Genomic DNA, 18,404 nt, shown 5'->3' on the forward strand with positions numbered 1-18,404 from the left:
CCCGTCGCCGCGCTCGAGGGGCACTCGATCGGTCGGGTCCGGCCGCAGCGAGACGGGTTCCGAGCGCTGGCGCATCAGCAGGACGGTGTCGTCCGACTGCTCGGCCTGTTCGACAGCAGGAGCCGCGAGCGTCTCTATGACTACTTCGTCAAGTCAGGCGAGCGCGAGACGTTCGAATTGCCTCCGCCTGAATCTGATGACGCGCTCGAGAGTTACGTACGCGCCATCTCTCTTTGCGCCGAATACCTCGGCACCGACTTCACAAACATTCCTGGTCGACACTTCTCACTTGCGCTACTTTTCATCGATTGGATGCGCGGCCGTCCACTATCACTTCTAGTGTCTAAGAGGCTTGGCTGGCTTCGCCGCAACAACCGCGAAATACGGCTTCCGCAAGAGATTCGACAAGTTCTGACCGATGTGGAGCAATATGCTCGTTTTGAGGGACCGCTCTATCTAGCCTGCTACGCCGACGTTTTGAATGCAGCATTCCCAGGAGCCCAAGACGCACCTGCGCCACCCGATATCGCAATGCTCATGGAACTTGGGGTATCGAGGACTACCGAAGTCTCGATGATGGGCCTTGGGCTATCGCGGACTACTGTGGTGTCGCTGGCAGAACATGTAGTGCCCGATGATCTCGACGTCGAGGCGTGCCTGGTATGGCTACGCGAGCACGATTTCGACGCTTTGGGATTCCCGGCGCTCATCTCGGCGGAGATCAAAGCCGCTCTCACGCGGGCCGAACTTCGACAAACGTAGCGCCCCTCTGAAGTGCGCTGGATCCTCGCACGGCGTAAAGCGCCCCCGGGAAGTCGCGGCCGGTTTCACCGCGTCAGATTCCGGTGGTGAAGACGCCGACCGATCCAGCCGGCACCCCGCAACTTGAAACGTCATCTCCGCTACCGCTTGCGATGTGCAGTCGCGACTTGCTGATAACGCTCATTCGGTAAGGCTCGTCACTCGGTGGCGATGAGTGCTCGGTGACAGCTGAAGCCGCATCACCTGCCGTCGGGCTGACCGCTCAGGCCGGGCGGCAGGCGCCATGAAGCGTCATGCGCTGACCAAGACAGCGGACCGAGTCCTCCGGATCAGGACCGCGCCGAGCAGGGCAGACGTCACAGCGAGGCCGGCCAGGATCGCGAAGAGGCCGGAGGGGCTCCACGCGATCAGGGCCGGCGTGACGAGGGCGACACCGGCGAAGACGAACCGGGCGATCGCGTACGTGATGCCCTGCACCGTGGCCCGGACGTTCGGCGGGAAGGACTCCTGGGTCCACACCTTGTAGACCGCTTCCCCGCAGAACGGGTTCGACAGGTTGTAGACGATGAGGAACACGAACACCACCGGCAAGATCGTCCCACCCGTGAAGACGATGAGCAGCAGTCCCGCGACCAGTCCCGCGGCGCCGATCCCGAACAGGCGGTTCCGCCACGGGCCGTCGGCTGCGCGGGTGAACAGGACCGCGCAGGTGAGCCCGATCAGTGTCGCGACGAATGCGAAGCCGGTCGCCACGGTCTGGGTGGCCCCGCCGACCTCGACGAGGAAGTACGTCTTGAACTGCCCGATGGTGTTCGCCACGACGCCGTAGGCGATGTAGAAGAGCGCGGTCAGGCCGATCGCAGCGAGGTACCGGCGGTCCCGCAGGAGCCCGGCGAGGGGCAGCGCTCGCTCCTCCGACCCCGATGGGAGCGTCTGGACCTCGAGGCGGGCGAACGCCGGGCTGAACACGCGGACCAGCCAGGTCACGAGTGCGGCGATCGCCAGGTGAGCGAACAGGAATCGCGCTCCGAGGTCGCCAAGACCGGAGAACAGGAAGCCGAGCAGCGTCGCCATGACGATGCCGACGGTCCACATGACCTGCGTGAACGCGACCATCCGCCCCTGCCCTCCGGCGGGAGCACGCTCCGAGATCACCGCGATGGACGTCGGGAGGTCCGCACCAGCCGCGACGCCGGCGATGAGCACCCCGGTGACCAGTACCGCCTGGTTCGGAGCGGCGAGGATGAGCACCGCGCCGACGAGGTAGAGCAGCACGTCGATGTTGAACACCCGCGTTCGGCCGAACAGGTCCGCGATCCGGCCGCCGAACAGCGCGCCGACCGCGATCGCGAAGGTGAGACCGGCACTGATGATGCCGATCGCCCAGGCGTCGAGCTCGAAGGACGTCGACCAGATCGGCAGTGCGATCCCGAGCGACACGATGAGCCCGGAGTCGAGGTAGCTGGCCATGCCACCGGCGACGGCGAGCTTCCAGTGCGTGCGGGTCAGGGGCTGTGCGGTGGGTGCCATCGGTTCTCCTCGTCGAGATGGGCAGTGCCAGGACATAGCAGCAGATTAAAACTGTTTTTAAGATAGGTCAAATCAAAACTGTTTACATAGTCGCGCCCTGCAGGGCTTCGCGAACCGCGTCCTCGGTGCGGGTGGGGATGGACAGACCGACGATGCGTGCGAGGTCGGGAAGTGGCAGGTCGAGGTACGGCTGGGCCTGCTGGGCGATGTCCCGACGCGACCACTCGGGTCGCTCAACGCGGAGGATCGCCACGACCCGGTCCCACAGGGTTTCGTCGTCCATCGCTCCGCGGACGGTGACGCCGGCAGACGGAAGCGCGGAAGAGCCGTTCGACTCGAACAGGAGTGCGTGCCTGCCCACACCGACCACCGTCTCGCGCTCGCCGTCGCGGATGACAGCACGCGCACCGTCGGGGACGGTGAGGTCGAGCGCGATGCTTCCGTCGGGTCGACGTCGCCAGGCGACGGACCAGGGTCCAGCGACGCTGTCGTGCGCCGTCCGGACGTGGTCGAGCGGGGACCAGTGCGGCACGGTCACGGTTGCCGTCCTCCATCCAGGGTCACGGTGCCGCAGCCCGCCGAGCCGTTCGTGCATCCACGTGGCGACCGCTCCGAACGCGTAGTGGTTGAAGCTCGTCATCTCCCCGGGATTGACGGTTCCGTCGGGGAGGAGGCTGTCCCACCGTTCCCAGATCGTCGTGGCGCCCTGCAGGACGGGGTGGAGCCAAGACGGTGACCGGGTCCCGAGCAGGAGGCGCACAGCGACGTCGTGGTGACCGGTCCGGCTGAGCGCCTCCAGGAGGACGGGAGTCCCGAGGAAGCCGGTCCCGACCGTGAAGTCCGTGCCGCGGACGAGGTCGGACAGACGTGCGCCGGCGGCGGCCGTCTGACCGTCATCGAGGAGGTCGAACACGATTGCGAGCGCGTACGCGGCTTGCGTCTCGGAGGTGAGGAAGCCGCGACGTGTGACGAACCGGTCTCGGAACTGGTCACGCGCCTCCCGATGACGTGCAGCAGTTGCTGCTGCGTCTTCCGCGCGCCCGAGGGCTGCGACCCACTGGCGGAAGACCCCGAGGACGCGCACGCGGTACGCCGTCGCGACGAGGCTCGGGTCCGTCATCGCCTGAGCAGGCCGGTCAGACGGCGCGTTCGGGTCGAGCCAGTCGCCGTACTGGTGACCGTCGCGCCAGATGCCGTCCGCGTCGACCGCGCTGTCGACTCGCGCGATCCACCGCCGTGCCAGCTCCTCGTAGCGACGGAGGATCTCGACGTCCCCGGTCTCGCAGTACAGCTGCCAGGGCACCAGGACGGCCGCGTCGCCCCAGCCTGCCGTCGCCACCCCTGCCCGGCGGTACATGTCGGGGACGACGACCGGCACGGATCCGTCCGGGCCCTGCGCAGCGACGACGTCGTCGAGCCACGACTCGAGGAATGCCCTGACATCGAACAGGTAGGTCGCCGTCGGCGCGAAGACCTGGATGTCCGCCGTCCACCCCAGGCGCTCGTCGCGCTGCGGGCAGTCCGTGGGGATGCTCACGAAGTTGCCGCGCGCCGAACGGCGGACGTTCTCGTGCAGGCGGTTCAGCAACTCGTCGGACGAGTCCCACGAGCCGACGGCTTCCAGGTCCGACGACACCACGCACGTCGTGACGGATCGCACCTCGTCGGAGGTCAGGCCGGAGATGTGGGCGTAGCGGAACCCGTGGAAGGTGTGGACCGGGTCGAGGACCAGGGTGTGCGGTCCGGACGGGAGCAGGTGGACGTCCGTCGCCGCCGCGTCGCGGAGGGGCCGGGTGGCGAGCTCGTCGTGTTCGAGGACCTCCGCGTGTCGGACCACCACCGCTCGCTCGGGTCCGTCGACCTCGACCTCGACCCGCAGCCATCCGACCACGTTCGCACCGACGTCGACCCGGACGCCCTCACCGTGCGGCCACCAGGAGGCAGCTCGCTCGTCGATCACCCGGACCGGAGGATGCGGCGCACGCTCGAGACGCGCGGGGATCGGGACGGTACGGACCCGTCCGCCTCGACGCTCCAGCGTCGGTCGGTGGTCGATGACCACGCCGTCGTAGAGGTCGTTGCGCAGGAGCTCGCTGTCCTGCCAGGTCCAGTCCGGGCCGGTGCCGACGTCGATTCGCGCACCGTCCGCCATGGTCACGACGAGGCGCGCCAGCAGCGCCAGGTCCGGGCCGTAGAGGTCTCGTCTCGCCGGGCGCCCGAGTCGACCGCGGTACCAGCCGTTACCGATGAGCGCATCGATGCGGTTCCGCCCCGGAACCAGGAGCGGAGCGACGTCGTACTCGTGCCACAACAGGCGCGATCGGTAGTCGGTCCAACCAGGACCGAGCTCGTCGTCGCCGACCCGGAGACCGTTCACAGTGGTGCGGTGCACGCCGAGCGACGTCACGGCGAGCCGTGCGGACACGACCCCGTCGGGGAGCTCGAACTCGTGCGAGATGATCGGCGCTGGATCATCCCAGGAGTCCACGACGTCGGGTGTGACCGCGACGGCGCCCCCGAAGCCGCTCAGGCCGTTGTCGGACGGGAGTCGTGCGGTGCCAGCATTCATGGACCGATTAAAACAGTTTTCAAGAGCTGAGTAGGCTCCTGCACATGACCTCGCGTCTGCACTCGTACGTCCTCGACCAGCTCGGCGGGGACATCGTCGCCGGTCGGATGCCCACGGACACCACCGTGCGGGTGTCGGACCTCACGGCGAAGTACTCGGTCTCGCTGGCAGTCGCGCGCGAAGCGGTCCGTGTCCTGCAGGCGCTCGGTCTGGTCTCCCTGACGAAACGCATCGGCGTCCGCGTCCTGCCGGCCAGCGAGTGGAACACACTGGAACCCCTCGTGATCCGGTGGCGCCTCGAGTCCCCTGACCGCGAGGCGTTCCTCCACGCACTGGCCGAGCTCCGACGGGTCGTCGAGCCGGAAGCGGCACGTCTCGCAGCGGAACGTGCGACTACGGAGGCTCGTCAGCAGATCATGGAAGCGGCGGAGGCGATGCGGGCACACAGCGCGGACCCCGCGGCCCGTGCACAGTACTTCGACGCTGACGTGTCGTTCCACGCCTCTCTCCTGTCGGCCGGCGGGAACCCGGTCTTCCGCGCACTCGAACCCGCGATGCTCGAAGCGCTCCGCGGGCGCGCAGGCCTCGGCGTTGCCGGCGATCCCGTGGACACGGGCGAGGTCGACCGTCACTTGGCCATCGCGACAGCCATCAGGGATCAGGACCCCTCCGCCGCCGAACGCGCCGGTCGCGAGCTCCTGAGCGGCATCATCCAGCGGCTGGTGCCGTAGCACTCCTGCTGCAGGGCGGAAGAGCGGTCAACCTCGTGCGGCACCTCGTCAATGCAGTGCTGTTCGCTCCGCGCGCCGTGCTCCAGGATCACTGTGTACCGCACCTGAGCAGCAAGCTGGAGAAGACGATGATGTCTGAGAACAACGACGAAGCCCGGACTGCGAGCGGGATCACGCGACGCGGCTTCACGGCGATGGTCGGCGCTGGCGTCGCCCTCGGCGCGACCGGTGCCATCACTCGCGGATCATCGGCGCGGGCCGATGCACAGCAGAACGAGCTCCGCCGGAGGCCGACTCACACCTTCCGGAACGCGATGTCGATCAGCCCGTTCACCGACACGATGTTGCGGCGGGGACTCACCTTCACCGACGGGAGCAGGACCGCCCGGTCCGCCGAGGCGCTGCAACGGCTCTTCGTGGCACACGGCGCCTCCGAGCTCTACGCCCGGATCGCGACGAAGCGCTTCGCACAGCAGGACGACGCGGAGCACGGGTTCCTCGCCGGGCTCCACAAGGCGCGACTCGCTCGACGCCTCGGACTGCCCTTCAACCCAGAGCTCGGTCTCTGGAAGATCTACGGGGACGTGTCCCACCAGCCGGCACCCGACTTCAGCAACTACCCGACGATCCGCCTCCCGGGGCCCTGGTCGACGCTGACCCTCGCGCAGATGACGCAGGCGATGCGGCGGTACGGCGCCGAAGTGGCGCAGCAGATCCTCCGGATCGGGGTGGGCGTGAACGTGTGGGACCTCGGGAACGAGGTCGAGTTCGGCGTCGCGGGCGTCGCGCTGCGGAGCTTCACCGAGTCCACCGACTACTTCACGTACGCAGCACCGGACCAGGTGGACCCCGAGATCGGAAAGGTCAGCGTCGTCGACCTGTTCTCGATGCCGGACCGGAACGCGTTCCTCGAGCAGCACCTCTGGCCGTACGTGGGTGCGCTCTTCGCCGCGGTCGCCGACGGCATCCGCCGTGTCGATCGGCACGCCCGCTTCACGACGCACACCAGCACCGTCAGCCTGCAGCTGCCGGGACTCCTCCCGGCCTTCTGGCAGGCGATGGGCAACGCCGGGTTCGAGGTGGACGAGTTGGGCGTCTCCTACTACCCGACGAGTTCCGGTGGGACCCTGGCGACGTTCCAGGCGACCGCGACAGCCCTCGAAGCGCAGTTCGGGCGACCCGTCTTCATCGCCGAGGGCGGCTACCCCACCGGCACGATGAACGCACCCTTCGCGTGGAACTCACCGCTGGTCGGCTACCCGCAGGACGACGATGGTCAGTCGCGTTTCTACCGGGACGTGACAGCGTGGGGCAGGACCTCCGGTGTCCTGTCAGGCGTCCGTCCGTGGGCACCCGACTACTCCGTCGGTGGCTGGCAGCCGATGAGTTTCTTCACGCCGAACGGGACCATCGCCAGCGCGAAGCCCGCACTCAGCGCGATCGCATCAGGCGTCCGCAGCGCGTGAACGGGGTCGCCGGTCCGATCGAGGAACGACGGGGCCGACGACCTGCGCTGTCCGGTACGCCGTCGGGGTGAGCCCGAACCGCTGCTTGAAGCGCCGTGAGAAGTAGTTCGCGTCGGTCAGCCCGACTGCTGTCGCGATGTCAGCGATCCCCCGGTCCGTCGTCGCGACGAGGTGCGCGGCGACGTCGAGGCGGCGGGCTGCGAGGTACGTGAGCGGTGGCACGCCGAAGTCCGCCGTGAAGGTCCGCACCAGGTGGTGCTTCGTGAGGTGGAGTTCGTCCGCCAGGTGGTCGAGCGTGATCGGTTCGTCCAGCGCTGCATCGATGAGTCGAGCACACGCGACCGAGACGATCCGTGCTGGCGGACGATGCCCGGCCGTGACGACCGGCATCGCGGACGGAAGCTGCGCGAGCAGGTGGACCACCTCCGCGAGGACCGCAGGTGGCGAGACGGGCTGCGCGGAGAGGAGCCTGAGCACCTCGGCGATGTGGGCGGTCACCTGAGCAGCGTCGTCGACCGCGAACCGTCCCTGCACGAGGCGGCCCGCATCATGTCGAGGAACCACGTCGCTGCGCAACGAAGCCGTGAGGGCGTCGAAGAACGGCTCGGTGAAGCAGCAGTTCAGGACGGTCAGTTCGTCGCAGTCGCTGTAGCCGTGTGCCCGCCCCGGCTCGAGGACGAGGACGTCACCGGCGCGCAGGGGCGTCGCGACGGCATCGCAGACGTGGTTCCCGGCTCCGCCCACCACGAACGCGACCTCGACGAACGAGTGCGTGTGCAGCGGGTACGCGTCGCGGTGCCGGTGCAGCCCTACGTACAGCGGCGGTGCGTCGAGCCGGACGTTGCCGTCCCGGTCACGGACACGCTCCGATGCGTGGAACAGGGGTGGGACGCGCATCGTCACTCCTCGAGGAGGTGCTCTCCTGCTGGGGGTCGAGCCGCGCCCGGTGCGGGGCGCTCGGACGCGGCTCGGCGGCGGAGCGATCGGAACTCCGCCGGTCTCGGTCTCAGCGACGGACGGGTGCGAGCCGCTGGAGCTGCGTGACGTGTCCCGGCTCGAGCTCGTCGAGCGTGGCCACGCCGAGCAGGCGCATGGTGCGCTCGATCTGCTCGGACAGGATCTGGATCATCCGGTCGACGCCGGCCTCACCGCCCGCCATGAGGCCGTAGAGGTAGGCCCGGCCGACCATCGTGAACCGGGCACCGAGTGCGACCGCCGCGACGATGTCGGCGCCGGACATGATGCCGGTGTCGAGGTGCACCTCGGTGTCCTTCCCGACCTCCTTGACGACCTCGGGGAGCAGGTGGAACGGGACGGGAGCGCGATCCAGCTGCCGGCCTCCGTGGTTCGACAGGGTGATGCCGTCGACGCCCATCGACGCCAGGCGCTTCGCGTCCGCGAGGGACTGGACGCCCTTGACGACGACCTTGCCGGGCCACTGGTCACGGATCCACTCGAGGTCCTCGTAGGTCACGGTGGGGTCGAACATGTGGTCGAGGAGCTCACCGACCGTCCCCGACCACCGGTCGAGCGACGCGAACGCGAGGGGTTCGGTGGTGAGGAAGTCGAACCACCACCACGGCCGCGGAATGGCGTTGATCACTGTCTTCGGCGTGAGCTGCGGCGGGATCGAGAACCCGTTGCGCTTGTCGCGGAGGCGCGCACCCGCGACCGGCACGTCGACCGTGACGAGCAGCGTGTCGAACCCGGCCTTCGCGGCCCGGTCGACGAGCGCCATCGACTTGTCGCGGTCCTTCCACATGTACAGCTGGAACCAGTTCCTGCCGTGCGGGTTGGCGTCGCGGACGTCCTCGATCGCCGTGGTGCCCATCGTCGAGAGCGAGAACGGGATCCCCGCCCGTCCCGCAGCCCGGGCGCCGGCGCGTTCGCCCTCGGTCTGCATCATCCGGGTGAAGCCGGTCGGCGCGATGCCGAACGGCAGGGCGGTGGACGCGCCGAGCACGTCGCGGGACGTGTCGACCTTCGACACGTCGCGGAGGATGGCCGGGGTGAACTCGATGTCCTCGAACGCCTGCCGCGCGCGGGCGAGCGAGATCTCCGCCTCCGCGGCACCCTCGGTGTAGTCGAACGCTGCCTTCGGGGTGCGTCGGGCGGCGATCGCGCGGAGGTCCCAGATCGTCAGCGCGGAGTCGAGCCGCTGTCGCCGACCCGGCAGCGCGGGCTTCTTGAACTGCATGAGCGGTGCGAGGTCGCGGACGCTCGGCAGCTGCCGCTGCACCCGGACGCGGGCGCTCGAGGCGGGTCCGGTGGAGGCTGCGGGTGCGCCGGTCGCGGGGTCGACGCGGTGCTGGTCGTCGGTGGTGGTCATGCGTGGCTCCTGACGGTGGTGCGGAGGGGTCGGGCGTCCGAGCCCGGAGCGGGTGTGTAGCGGACCGGTTCGGTGGTCCGGGCGACGACGTCGCGGAGTGCTTCCAAGGATGCTCCGCCGAGTCCGGCGAGTCCGTGGGCACGAGCCTGGACGAGGACGTTGCCGAGCGCGGTCGCCTCGACGGGTCCGGCGAGGACGGGCAGTCCGGTTCGGTCGGCGGTGAGCTGGCAGAGCAGGCGGTTCTGCGATCCACCGCCGACGACGTGCACGACCCGGACGTCCTTGCCGGTGACGTCGACGATCGTGCGGAGGGTCTCGGCGTAGGCGACCGCGAGGGACTCGAGGATCGACCGGACGAACTCGGCACGTGAGCCGGGCACCTCCAGCCCGTGCGCGGCGCACCACGCGGCGATGCGCGCCGGCATGTCGCCGGGCGCCGCGAACACGTCGTCGGCCACGTCGAACACGGGGACCGCGGTGGTGACGTCGGCGGCGGAGGCGAGCAGTGCCTCCAGGTCGATCCGTTCGCCGTCTCGTTCCCAGGTGCGGACGCTCTCGGAGAGCAGCCACAGTCCGGAGACGTTCTTGAGGAACCGGACTCGACCGTCGACGCCGCCCTCGTTCGTGCAGTTCGCCTCGCGTGCGGCGTCCGTGACGACGGGTGCATCGAGCTCGACGCCGACCAGCGACCACGTCCCGGAGGAGATGTACGCAAAGTCGGGCTCCGTCGCGGGCACGGCGACGACCGCCGAGGCGGTGTCGTGCGAGCCGACCAGCGTGACCGGGGTGGACGGCCCGGCTCCGACGGCGTCGGCCACGGCGGGCAGGAGCCCACCGAGCTCGACGCCGGGCTGCCCGAGCTCCGGGAAGATGCCCGAGGGCAGCCCGAGCGACCAGCGCAGGTCGTCGGACCACCGCCCGGTGTTGACGTCGAGCAGCCCCGTCGTCGAGGCATTCGTCCGTTCCGCCGCCTGGGCGCCGGTCAGCCAGTAACCGAGCAGGTCCGGGATCAGCAGGGCCCGGTCGCCGCTCTGCAGGAGTCCGTCGCGCAGGTCGGCGTGCAGCTGGAACACCGTGTTGAAGGGCAGGTGCTGCAGGCCGTTGCGCCGGAACAGCGCCTCCTTGCCGATCTTCCGCAACATCGATCGTGACGCCGCGTCGTTCCGTTCGTCGCGGTAGTGGTACGGCTGGTGCGTGATGCGGCCGGCCCGGACGATGCCGTAGTCGACAGCCCACGAGTCGACCCCGATGCTGACGACGTCGTGGTGGCGGGCCAGTGCGTCCCGGAGACCCAGCCGCACCTGCCGGTACAGCTCGAGTGCGTCCCAGTGGAGGGCCTCGCGCTCGCCCTCCCACACCGGTACGGGACCGTTCGCGAACCGGGCGACGTGCTCCATCCGCACGCCGCCACCGTCCACGTGACCGACGATGACCCGACCGCTGGTCGCTCCGAGGTCGACGGCGGCGACGCTGCCGCTGGTGTGCATCGCGCTACCTCAGGAAGGCCGCGGCGACACCGGCGTCCACCGGCACGTGCAGACCTGTCGTGTGGGAGAAGTCGGCAGTGCAGATGGCGTAGACGGCGTTGGCCACGTTCTCGGGTACGACCTCGCGCTTGAGGATGGTGCGCTGCGCGTAGAACTTGCCGAGGTCCTGCTCGTCGACGCCGTACGTCTTCGCGCGGTTCGCGCCCCAGCCGGAGGCGAAGATGCCCGAGCCGCGGACGACGCCGTCGGGGTTGATGCCGTTGACGCGGACGCCGTGCTCGCCGAGCTCGGCCGCGAGCAGTCGAACCTGGTGCGCCTGGTCGGCCTTGGTGGCGGAGTAGGCGATGTTGTTCGGCCCGGCGAAGACGGAGTTCTTCGAGGAGATGTAGACGATGTCGCCGCCGAGGCCCTGCTCGATCAGGACCTTCGCGGCCGCCTTGGACACGAGGAACGAGCCCTTCGCCATGACGTCGTGCTGCAGGTCCCAATCCTGCTCGGTGGTCTCGAGCAGGCTCTTGCTCAGCGAGAGCCCGGCGTTGTTGACGACGAGGTCGAGGCCGCCGAAGTGCAGCAGTGTCGCCTGGATCGCCTGGTCGATGGCGTCCGCGCTCGTGACGTTCGCGACGACACCGATGGCGTGGTCCGGGCCGCCGATCTCGGCCGCTGCGTCCTGCGCCTTGGCGAGGTCGAGGTCGGCGATGACGACGGCGGCACCCTCCGCAGCGAGGCGCTTCGCGATCGCCTTGCCGATGCCGCTCGCCGCACCGGTGACCAGCGCGATGCGGGTCGCCAACTGCTTCGGCTTCGGCATGCGCTGGAGCTTCGCCTCTTCGAGCGCCCAGTACTCGATGCGGAACTTCTCGGCCTCGTCGATCGGCGCGTAGGCGCTCAGCGCCTCGGCGCCCAGCATGACGTTGATCGCGTTGACGTAGAACTCCCCCGCGACCCGGGCGGTCTGGGCGTCCTTGCCGTAGGAGAACATCCCGACGCCCGGGACGAGCACGATGAGCGGGTCGGCGCCGCGGATCGCAGGGCTCTCCGGGGTGGCGTGGCGGTCGTAGTACGCCTGGTAGTCGGCACGGTACTGCTCGTGCAGTTCGCGGAGTCGTGCGACTTGCTCCTCGACGCTCGCCGTGCCGGGGAGGTCGAGGATGAGCGGCTTCACCTTGGTGCGGAGGAAGTGGTCCGGGCAGCTCGTACCGAGTGCCGCAAGTTCTTCAGCACGCGACGACGCCAGGAAGTCGAGGACGACGTCGCTGTCCGTGAAGTGCCCGACGACGGGCTTGTCGTGGCCGGCGATCCCGCGGATCGTCGGCGCGAGTGCGGCTGCACGGGCACGGCGGTCGGTGTCGGGCAGCGCCTCGTAGCCGGGACGGACGGCACCGAACGGCTGGTCCTTGCCGTGCTCGCGGATGTACTGCTCGGCGGTGTCGATGATCCACCGCGAGTTCGCTTCCGTCTCCTCGGACGACGAACCCCAGGCGGTGATGCCGTGGCCGCCGAGGATCGTGCCGATCGCCTCGGGGTGCTGGTCCTTGATCGCGGCGATGTCGAGGCCGAGCTGGAAGCCCGGACGGCGCCACGGCACCCAGACGACCTTGTCGCCGAAGATCCGCTCGGTGAGCTCGGGGCCGTCGGCGGCGGTCGCGATCGCGATGCCGGCATCGGGGTGCAGGTGGTCGACGTGTGCGGCGTCCACGAGGGCGTGCATGGCGGTGTCGATCGACGGCGCGGCACCGCCCTTGCCGAACAGGGTGTGGTCGAACGCGGTGACCATCTCGTCCTCGCGCTCCACGCCCGGGTAGACGTCACGGAGCGCGCGGACCCGGTCGACCCGCAGGACGGCCAGCCCTGGCGGCTCGAGGGTGCCGAGGTCTCCACCGGAGCCCTTCACCCACAGCAGCTCCACCGGTTCGCCCGTGACCGGGTCGGTGTCGGTACCCTTCGCGGACGTGTTGCCGCCGGCGTAGTTCGTGATCCGCGGGTCGGAGCCGAGCGCGTTCGATCGCGCGATGAGCGCGCTGACCGTCTCGCGCGCTGACGTGTGCTGCGTTGCGGGGTCCACCCGTGCCTCCAGGCTGTTCGTCGTCATCGTTTCACGCACCCCATCCGGCCTGGACGCCGCCGACACGGTCCTCAGCGATCTGCTGCTGGTAGCCGGAGTCGAGGTACGCGCGCATCGGGTTCGCGGGCAGTCCACGCGACTCGCGCCACGCGGCGAGGTCGGCGCGGACGTCGGTCTGGAACGCGTCCATGAAGATCTCGTTCGCGCCGAGGACGTCGTGTGCCTCCTGCGCGGCGGTGAGCGCGACGCGGTCGAGGAGCAGCGCGCGAGCGGTCATCTCCTGCACGTTCAGCACCGAGCGGATCTGGCCGGGGATCTTGTCCTCGACGTTGTGGCACTGGTCGAGCATGAAGGCGACGTCCGGGTTGTCGTAGCCGCCACCGCGGATCACCTCGACGAGGATCCGGAACAGCTGGAACGGGTCTGCGGCGCCCACGATGAGGTCGTCGTCGGCGTAGAAGCGGGAGTTGAAGTCGAAGCTGCCGAGCTTGCCGAGCCGGAGCAGCTGCATGACGATGAACTCGATGTTCGTCCCCGGCGCGTGGTGACCGGTGTCGAGGCAGACCATCGCCTTGTCCCCGAGTGCCGCGGTCTGCACGTAGCTCGTGCCCCAGTCGGGGACGTCCGTGTGGTAGAACGACGGCTCGAAGAACTTGTACTCGAGCACGAGCCGCTGGTCGTCGCCGAGTCGGTCGTAGATCGTCGAGAGCGAGTCGTGCAGGCGGTCCTGGCGGGAGCGCATGTCCTCCTGCCCCGGGTAGTTCGAGCCCTCGGCGAGCCAGATCTTCAGGTCGCGACTGCCGGTGGCGTGCATGACGTCGATGCACTGCAGGTGGTGGTCGATCGCCTTCTGACGGGTCTTCTCGTCGACGTGGGTCAGGGCGCCGAACTTGTAGTCGTCGTCCTGGAAGGTGTTCGAGTTGATCGTGCCCAGGCGGACGCCGTGCTCCTCGGCGTGACGCTTCAGGTCGGCGAAGTCGTCGACGAGGTCCCACGGGATGTGCAGCGCGACGGTCGGCGCGAGGCCCGTGTACCGGTGCACCTGCGCGGCGTCGGCAATCTTCTCGTACGGGTCGCGCGGGGTGCCCGGCGTGGAGAACACCTTGAAGCGGGTACCCGAGTTGCCGAACGCCCAGCTCGGGAGTTCGATCTGCTGTCGGGCGAGCTGCTCGGCGATGCCGGCGAAGGTCGGGGTCGATGTCATCGTGCACTTCCTCGTGGTGATTGAATCGTTTCAATGCTAGCGGCGTCGAGACGGTGCTGCAAGCCGTTCGCCGCGGTGAGCTGGTCGTCGAGGTTGAAGACCTCGGGGAGGATCCGAGCGGCCTGGTCTGCGCGGCCGGTGGCGCCGTGGAACAGGTCCTGCATGTGCGCTTCCCAGGCCGCTGCGACCTCGGACGCCGCAAGGGCCGCGTCGGCGTCGGCTACGGACGTGGTCTCGTAGTAGCCGATCAGCAGTCCGTCGTCGTCGAGGAAGAGCGAGTAGTTCCGACGCCCGGCAGCGGCGATGGCCTGCAGCATCGCCGGCCACACCGCCGCGTGCCGCTCCCGGTAGGCATCGAGGTGCCCCACTGCCACCTGGAGACGGAAGCAGACGCGTGTCACGTCGGTCGCGCGTCCCGGCAGGGCGGACGGGAGGCGCGGATCACGCTGGTCGAGGTCGCTCACCGTGGCGTCCGCTCGCCGCGTGGGGTGCGGAGCGACCGCTGGCGCTCGTCGTGCTCGTCCACCGTCCGGGTCGTGCCCGTGAGGCTGGTCACGGTGCCGTAGCGCTCGGCCTCGATGTCCTCGAGCGTCCTGCCCTGTGTCCGGGGTGCCCAGATCGTGCCGACGAGGAACGAGAGCGCGAGCAGGCCGATGATGAGGCCGCCCAGCCCGCGCAGTCCGATGTCCGCCAGGAGCAGCGGGAACCAGATGCTGAGCAGGCCGACCATCACGCGGGCGGCGAGGAAGAGCACGCCTTGGGCGCTGGCGCGGTAGCGGGTTGCGAAGAGCTCGCTGGTCCAGAGCCCGTAGAACGCCTGCGCGCCGATGCCTGACGACACACCCCATGCGATCGCGAAGAAGAGCAGTGTCCCGAGGTTCGCCGGCGCGTAGATGAGCACGGCCCACGCGACGATGGCGAGGACGGCGCCGACGGCGAACAGGACCCGGCGGCTGACCCGGTCGGCGAACCGCATGAAGCCGAAGTACGTCGCGGCGACGGTGCATCCCCAGACGAGCACCTGCAGGCCGTACTGCTCCGGGACGCTCGTGACGCCGGTGGCGGAGTAGACGCGCGGCTGGAAGATGCCGGCCTGCCCGGCGACGGTGTTCCAGAGTGCGTAGACGCCGAACAGGAACAGCATCGCGGTGAGGTTGACGCGCTTGCTGAACAGCTGGGTGATGCCGTGGAAGAAGTTCGCGCTGCCCGCGGCGGCCCGCTCGTCCTTCCAGAGCGTCGACTCGGGCAGGCCGCGTCGGAGCCACCACACGACGGCCGCGACGACGAACAGGTGCGCGAAGATGAGCCTGCTGCCGAGCAGCCCGAGGGGCGCCGCGGCGATGGCGAGCGCGAACCCGACCATCGGTCCGATGGACCAGGCGAGCTGCGCCGTTCCGACGTGGGCGGCGCGCTTGCCGGCCGGTGCCTGCTCGGCGATGTAGGTCCAGCTGGCCGGGACACCGGCGCCGACCGCGATGCCGGTCAGGATGAAGCCGGTCAGGAGCATGCCGTAGCTGCCGGCGAACACGGCGAGCAGGATGCCGAGCACGTAGAGCAGCAGGTCGTAGGTGTAGATGAACTTGCGCCCGTACCGGTCGCACAGCGGTCCGCCGATGATCGCGCCGGCCGCAGCCCCGAAGGCGTTGGCGGAGAGGCTCGCGAGGAGTCCGACCTGCAGGTCGCCGATCCCGAACTGCGCCTGCCAGAGGCTCAGGCTCGTGGCGATCGCGATGATCGACCCCGACTCGATGTAGTTCGACATGGCGACGGAGATCGTCGCCTTCCAGCCCGTGGTGTTCCGGGCTCCGATGCGGACCGCCATTGGTCCTCCGTTCGCAGGTTCGGCTCTGAATCGTTTCAACGGTGGTGCTGCGAGGAATGTACTCGGCGCTGCAAGCGGGTGCAAGCGGTGCTGTGCTGCACCGGTTCCGACGGCGGGGGTGCCAGGATGGCGACATGGCAGTGAGCGTGCGGGAGGTCGCAGCGCGCGCAGGCGTGTCGCTCGGGACGGTCTCGAACGTCCTGAACCGGCCGGACAAGGTGGCGCCGGCCACGGTCGAGCGGGTGCAGACCGCCATCGAGGAACTGGGCTTCGTGCGGAACGACTCGGCCCGTCAGCTGCGTGCCGGTCGGAGCTCGACCGTCGGCTTCATCGTCCTCGACGGAGGCAACCCGTTCTTCACCGACGTCGCACGCGGAGCAGAGGACGCCGCGCTCGCAGCCGGACTCGCCGTCCTCATCGGCAACTCCGACGAGTCGGCGAAGCGCGAACGCACCTACGTCGACCTGTTCGAGGAGCGACGCGTCGCCGGCCTGCTCATCTCCCCCGCAGGCGACGACCTCTCGCGCCTCGCCCGCCTCCGCGACCAGGGCACGGCGGTGGTCCTGGTCGACCGGCGCGCCGACGATGAGCACTTCGCATCCGTGTCGGTCGACGACGTCGCAGGGGGGCGCATCGCCGTCGAACACCTCGCCGCCGTCGGGCGCCGCCGCATTGCGTTCGTCGGGGGTCCGTCGAGCATCCGCCAGGTCGCCGACCGTCTCGCGGGCGCGCGGGCCGCTGCGGCCGCAGCAGGCATCGGACTCGAGGTCCTCCCGACCCGGTCACTCTCGGTGCTCGAGGGCCGTCGCATCGGAGAGGCGCTGCGGGAGCGTCCCGCACACGAGCGCCCGGACGCCGTCTTCGCAGCGAACGACCTGCTCGCCGTGGGTCTCGAGCAGGCGTTCGTCATGCGGGGTTCCGTCGCGGTCCCCGAGGACGTCGCCATCGTGGGTTACGACGACATCGCCTTCGCCGAGGCCGCGGTCGTCCCGCTCACCTCCGTCCGACAACCGGCACAGGACATCGGTCGCCGCGCCATCGAGCTGCTCGTCGCACAGGTCGAGCACGGCCAGGACATCGACCTCGAGCGGGTCGAGTTCGCGCCGGAACTCGTCGTCCGTCAGTCGACCGTGCCGACGGACTGACCGACGCGGGTCGTCGCCGTCGCGCCCGCCGCCTACCATCGGAGCATGGCGCAGATCCCGCGGCGGAGCGCCCCACCGAGCGTGCACCACGTCGCGGCACGGGCAGGGGTGTCGCTCGCGACGGTCTCCAACGTGATCAACCACCCGGAACGCGTCTCCGATGCGACAGCCAGCCGGGTGCGCGACGCGATCTCGGCGCTCGGGTACACGCCGAACCACAACGCGCGCGCGCTCGCCTCCGGACGCACGCGGAGCGTCGGCCTGGTGCTCTCGTCGCTGCGCAACTCGCTCTTCACCGACATGGTCAGCGGCGCGAACGACGCAGCGCGTGAGCACGGCCTCACCCTGCTCATGGCCAGTGCCGAGAACGACACGACACGACAGGGCGAGCACCTCGCCTTCATGGAGAGTGCGCGCGTCTCCGGCATCCTGCTCGCCTCGATGACCGAGTCGGCTGACCAGGTGACCGCCGTCCGGCAGCACGGTCTGCCGGTCGTCTACGTCAACTACGAGCCGTCGACCGTCGAGGCATGCTCGGTCATCGTCGACAACGAGCGCGCCGGCTACATCGCCGGCACCCACCTCATCGAGCAGGGCTGTCGGCGCATCGGGTTCGTGAGCGCGCGACCGGACCTCCAGCCGGTGGCGCGTCGCCGCGTCGGGCTGCTGCGTGCGATCGCCGAGCACCCGGACGTCACGCTCGTCGAGGTCGACGCCGGGGACATCGATCCACCCGGAGGAACCGACGCAGGCGCCCGCATCGCCGCGATGCCGGCGCACGAGCGACCCGACGGCGTGCTCGGGGTGACCGACCTGCTCGCGATGGCGGTGGTCACCGAGCTGCGTGCAGCGGGCATCCGCGTCCCCGAGGAGATCCCGGTGTCGGGCTGCGACCACAACTCGGTCGCCTGGGGCGGTGCGGTCCCGCTCACGTCGGTGACCCAGCACGGTCAGGACATGGGAGTAGCGGCACTCGCCCTGCTCCTCGCCGAGATGACCGAGGGGCGGGACCACGTCCACCGCACGGTCGTCCTCGACAGCGAGCTGATCGCCCGCGAGAGCACGGTCGGGCGGACGCGAGCCGCCGACGCGCGGCGGAGCACCTCACCCTGCGACCCGCGTCGCACCGAGGCGTGAGCAGCGCTCGGAGCGGGCACCCACCGGTCGCGTAACAAATCTCGCTGATCGATTGACACGCTTCAACGCGCGTGGTTCCATTCCGGTTGAAACGCTTCAATTACACTCCTGCGGCTCGCACCGACGCCCGCCGCAGATCCGTTTCACCCCGGGTTCC

General features: G+C 69.3%; 14 protein-coding genes. 5 read left to right on the forward strand and 9 right to left on the reverse strand.

The features are described 5' to 3' along the window. On the forward strand, positions 1–762 hold a 762-nt coding region (locus J2X59_RS08980), incomplete at its 5' end, for a hypothetical protein (RefSeq protein WP_326496428.1). A gap of 291 nt (positions 763–1,053) precedes the next feature. On the opposite strand, the gene J2X59_RS08985 is transcribed toward J2X59_RS08980, so the two are convergent. Both J2X59_RS08985 and J2X59_RS08990 read right to left on the reverse strand, forming a co-directional pair. Then, on the reverse strand, positions 1,054–2,292 hold the full coding sequence (locus J2X59_RS08985; protein ID WP_326496429.1) for an MFS transporter: 1,239 nt from the start codon (positions 2,290–2,292) through the stop codon (positions 1,054–1,056). A gap of 82 nt (positions 2,293–2,374) precedes the next feature. After that, positions 2,375–4,861 carry a family 78 glycoside hydrolase catalytic domain gene (locus tag J2X59_RS08990; protein WP_326496430.1) on the reverse strand — a complete coding sequence of 829 codons (2,487 nt, stop codon included), beginning with the start codon at positions 4,859–4,861 and terminating at the stop codon, positions 2,375–2,377. Between the two features lie 44 nt (positions 4,862–4,905). On the opposite strand from J2X59_RS08990, the gene J2X59_RS08995 reads away from it, so the two are divergent. Further along, the gene (locus tag J2X59_RS08995) at positions 4,906–5,592 is read left to right on the forward strand and encodes a FadR/GntR family transcriptional regulator (RefSeq protein ID WP_326496431.1); all 687 of its coding nucleotides are present in this window, start codon (positions 4,906–4,908) and stop codon (positions 5,590–5,592) included. 131 nt (positions 5,593–5,723) lie between these two features. Further along, positions 5,724–7,058: a glycosyl hydrolase 53 family protein gene (locus tag J2X59_RS09000; RefSeq protein ID WP_326496432.1), complete on the forward strand. Its 1,335-nt coding sequence runs from the start codon at positions 5,724–5,726 to the stop codon at positions 7,056–7,058. On the opposite strand, the gene J2X59_RS09005 is transcribed toward J2X59_RS09000, so the two are convergent. From J2X59_RS09005 to J2X59_RS09035, 7 genes are all read right to left on the reverse strand, one after another. Beyond that, the gene (locus J2X59_RS09005) at positions 7,038–7,955 is read right to left on the reverse strand and encodes a helix-turn-helix transcriptional regulator (protein WP_326496433.1); all 918 of its coding nucleotides are present in this window, start codon (positions 7,953–7,955) and stop codon (positions 7,038–7,040) included. The two genes, J2X59_RS09000 and J2X59_RS09005, sit on opposite strands and share 21 nt — an antisense overlap. A 109-nt stretch (positions 7,956–8,064) precedes the next feature. Then, the gene (locus J2X59_RS09010) at positions 8,065–9,255 is read right to left on the reverse strand and encodes an alpha-hydroxy acid oxidase (protein WP_326496543.1); all 1,191 of its coding nucleotides are present in this window, start codon (positions 9,253–9,255) and stop codon (positions 8,065–8,067) included. Positions 9,256–9,383: 128 nt separating this feature from the next. Beyond that, complete coding sequence (locus J2X59_RS09015; RefSeq protein ID WP_326496434.1) at positions 9,384–10,874, reverse strand: rhamnulokinase; 1,491 nt, start codon at positions 10,872–10,874, stop codon at positions 9,384–9,386. A gap of 4 nt (positions 10,875–10,878) precedes the next feature. Continuing rightward, positions 10,879–12,966, reverse strand: a complete 2,088-nt coding sequence (locus tag J2X59_RS09020) for a bifunctional aldolase/short-chain dehydrogenase (protein WP_326496435.1) — start codon at positions 12,964–12,966, stop codon at positions 10,879–10,881. Between the two features lie 4 nt (positions 12,967–12,970). Then, entirely contained in the window at positions 12,971–14,143 is a 1,173-nt protein-coding gene (rhaI, locus tag J2X59_RS09025) for an L-rhamnose isomerase (protein WP_326496436.1), read from the reverse strand. After that, positions 14,140–14,607: an L-rhamnose mutarotase gene (locus tag J2X59_RS09030; RefSeq protein ID WP_326496437.1), complete on the reverse strand. Its 468-nt coding sequence runs from the start codon at positions 14,605–14,607 to the stop codon at positions 14,140–14,142. Before J2X59_RS09030 ends, rhaI begins: the two co-directional genes overlap by 4 nt. Beyond that, positions 14,604–15,965 (reverse strand): MFS transporter, encoded by a 1,362-nt coding sequence (locus J2X59_RS09035; protein WP_326496438.1) that lies wholly within the window; start codon positions 15,963–15,965, stop codon positions 14,604–14,606. Before J2X59_RS09035 ends, J2X59_RS09030 begins: the two co-directional genes overlap by 4 nt. 134 nt (positions 15,966–16,099) lie before the next feature. Between J2X59_RS09035 and J2X59_RS09040 the strand changes: the two genes are divergently transcribed. After that, positions 16,100–17,110, forward strand: coding sequence for a LacI family DNA-binding transcriptional regulator (locus J2X59_RS09040; RefSeq protein WP_326496439.1), 1,011 nt, complete (start codon positions 16,100–16,102; stop codon positions 17,108–17,110). Positions 17,111–17,155: 45 nt separating this feature from the next. Continuing rightward, positions 17,156–18,247 (forward strand): LacI family DNA-binding transcriptional regulator, encoded by a 1,092-nt coding sequence (locus J2X59_RS09045; RefSeq protein ID WP_326496440.1) that lies wholly within the window; start codon positions 17,156–17,158, stop codon positions 18,245–18,247. Positions 18,248–18,404 lie beyond the last annotated feature (157 nt).

This window comes from Curtobacterium sp. 260 (assembly GCF_030803485.1).
Lineage (GTDB): Bacteria > Actinomycetota > Actinomycetes > Actinomycetales > Microbacteriaceae > Curtobacterium.

Bases quoted from the DNA above. Each gene is read 5' to 3' on its own strand.
- J2X59_RS08990 (WP_326496430.1), bottom strand. From the start codon at position 4,861: ATGAATGCTGGCACCGCACGACTCCCGTCCGACAACGGCCTGAGCGGC.
- J2X59_RS09015 (WP_326496434.1), bottom strand. From the start codon at position 10,874: ATGCACACCAGCGGCAGCGTCGCCGCCGTCGACCTCGGAGCGACCAGC.
- rhaI (WP_326496436.1), bottom strand. From the start codon at position 14,143: ATGACATCGACCCCGACCTTCGCCGGCATCGCCGAGCAGCTCGCCCGA.
- J2X59_RS08995 (WP_326496431.1), top strand. From the start codon at position 4,906: ATGACCTCGCGTCTGCACTCGTACGTCCTCGACCAGCTCGGCGGGGAC.
- J2X59_RS09040 (WP_326496439.1), top strand. From the start codon at position 16,100: ATGGCAGTGAGCGTGCGGGAGGTCGCAGCGCGCGCAGGCGTGTCGCTC.
- J2X59_RS09000 (WP_326496432.1), top strand. From the start codon at position 5,724: ATGTCTGAGAACAACGACGAAGCCCGGACTGCGAGCGGGATCACGCGA.
- J2X59_RS09010 (WP_326496543.1), bottom strand. From the start codon at position 9,255: ATGCAGTTCAAGAAGCCCGCGCTGCCGGGTCGGCGACAGCGGCTCGAC.
- J2X59_RS08985 (WP_326496429.1), bottom strand. From the start codon at position 2,292: ATGGCACCCACCGCACAGCCCCTGACCCGCACGCACTGGAAGCTCGCC.
- J2X59_RS09020 (WP_326496435.1), bottom strand. From the start codon at position 12,966: ATGACGACGAACAGCCTGGAGGCACGGGTGGACCCCGCAACGCAGCAC.
- J2X59_RS09045 (WP_326496440.1), top strand. From the start codon at position 17,156: ATGGCGCAGATCCCGCGGCGGAGCGCCCCACCGAGCGTGCACCACGTC.
- J2X59_RS09035 (WP_326496438.1), bottom strand. From the start codon at position 15,965: ATGGCGGTCCGCATCGGAGCCCGGAACACCACGGGCTGGAAGGCGACG.
- J2X59_RS09005 (WP_326496433.1), bottom strand. From the start codon at position 7,955: ATGCGCGTCCCACCCCTGTTCCACGCATCGGAGCGTGTCCGTGACCGG.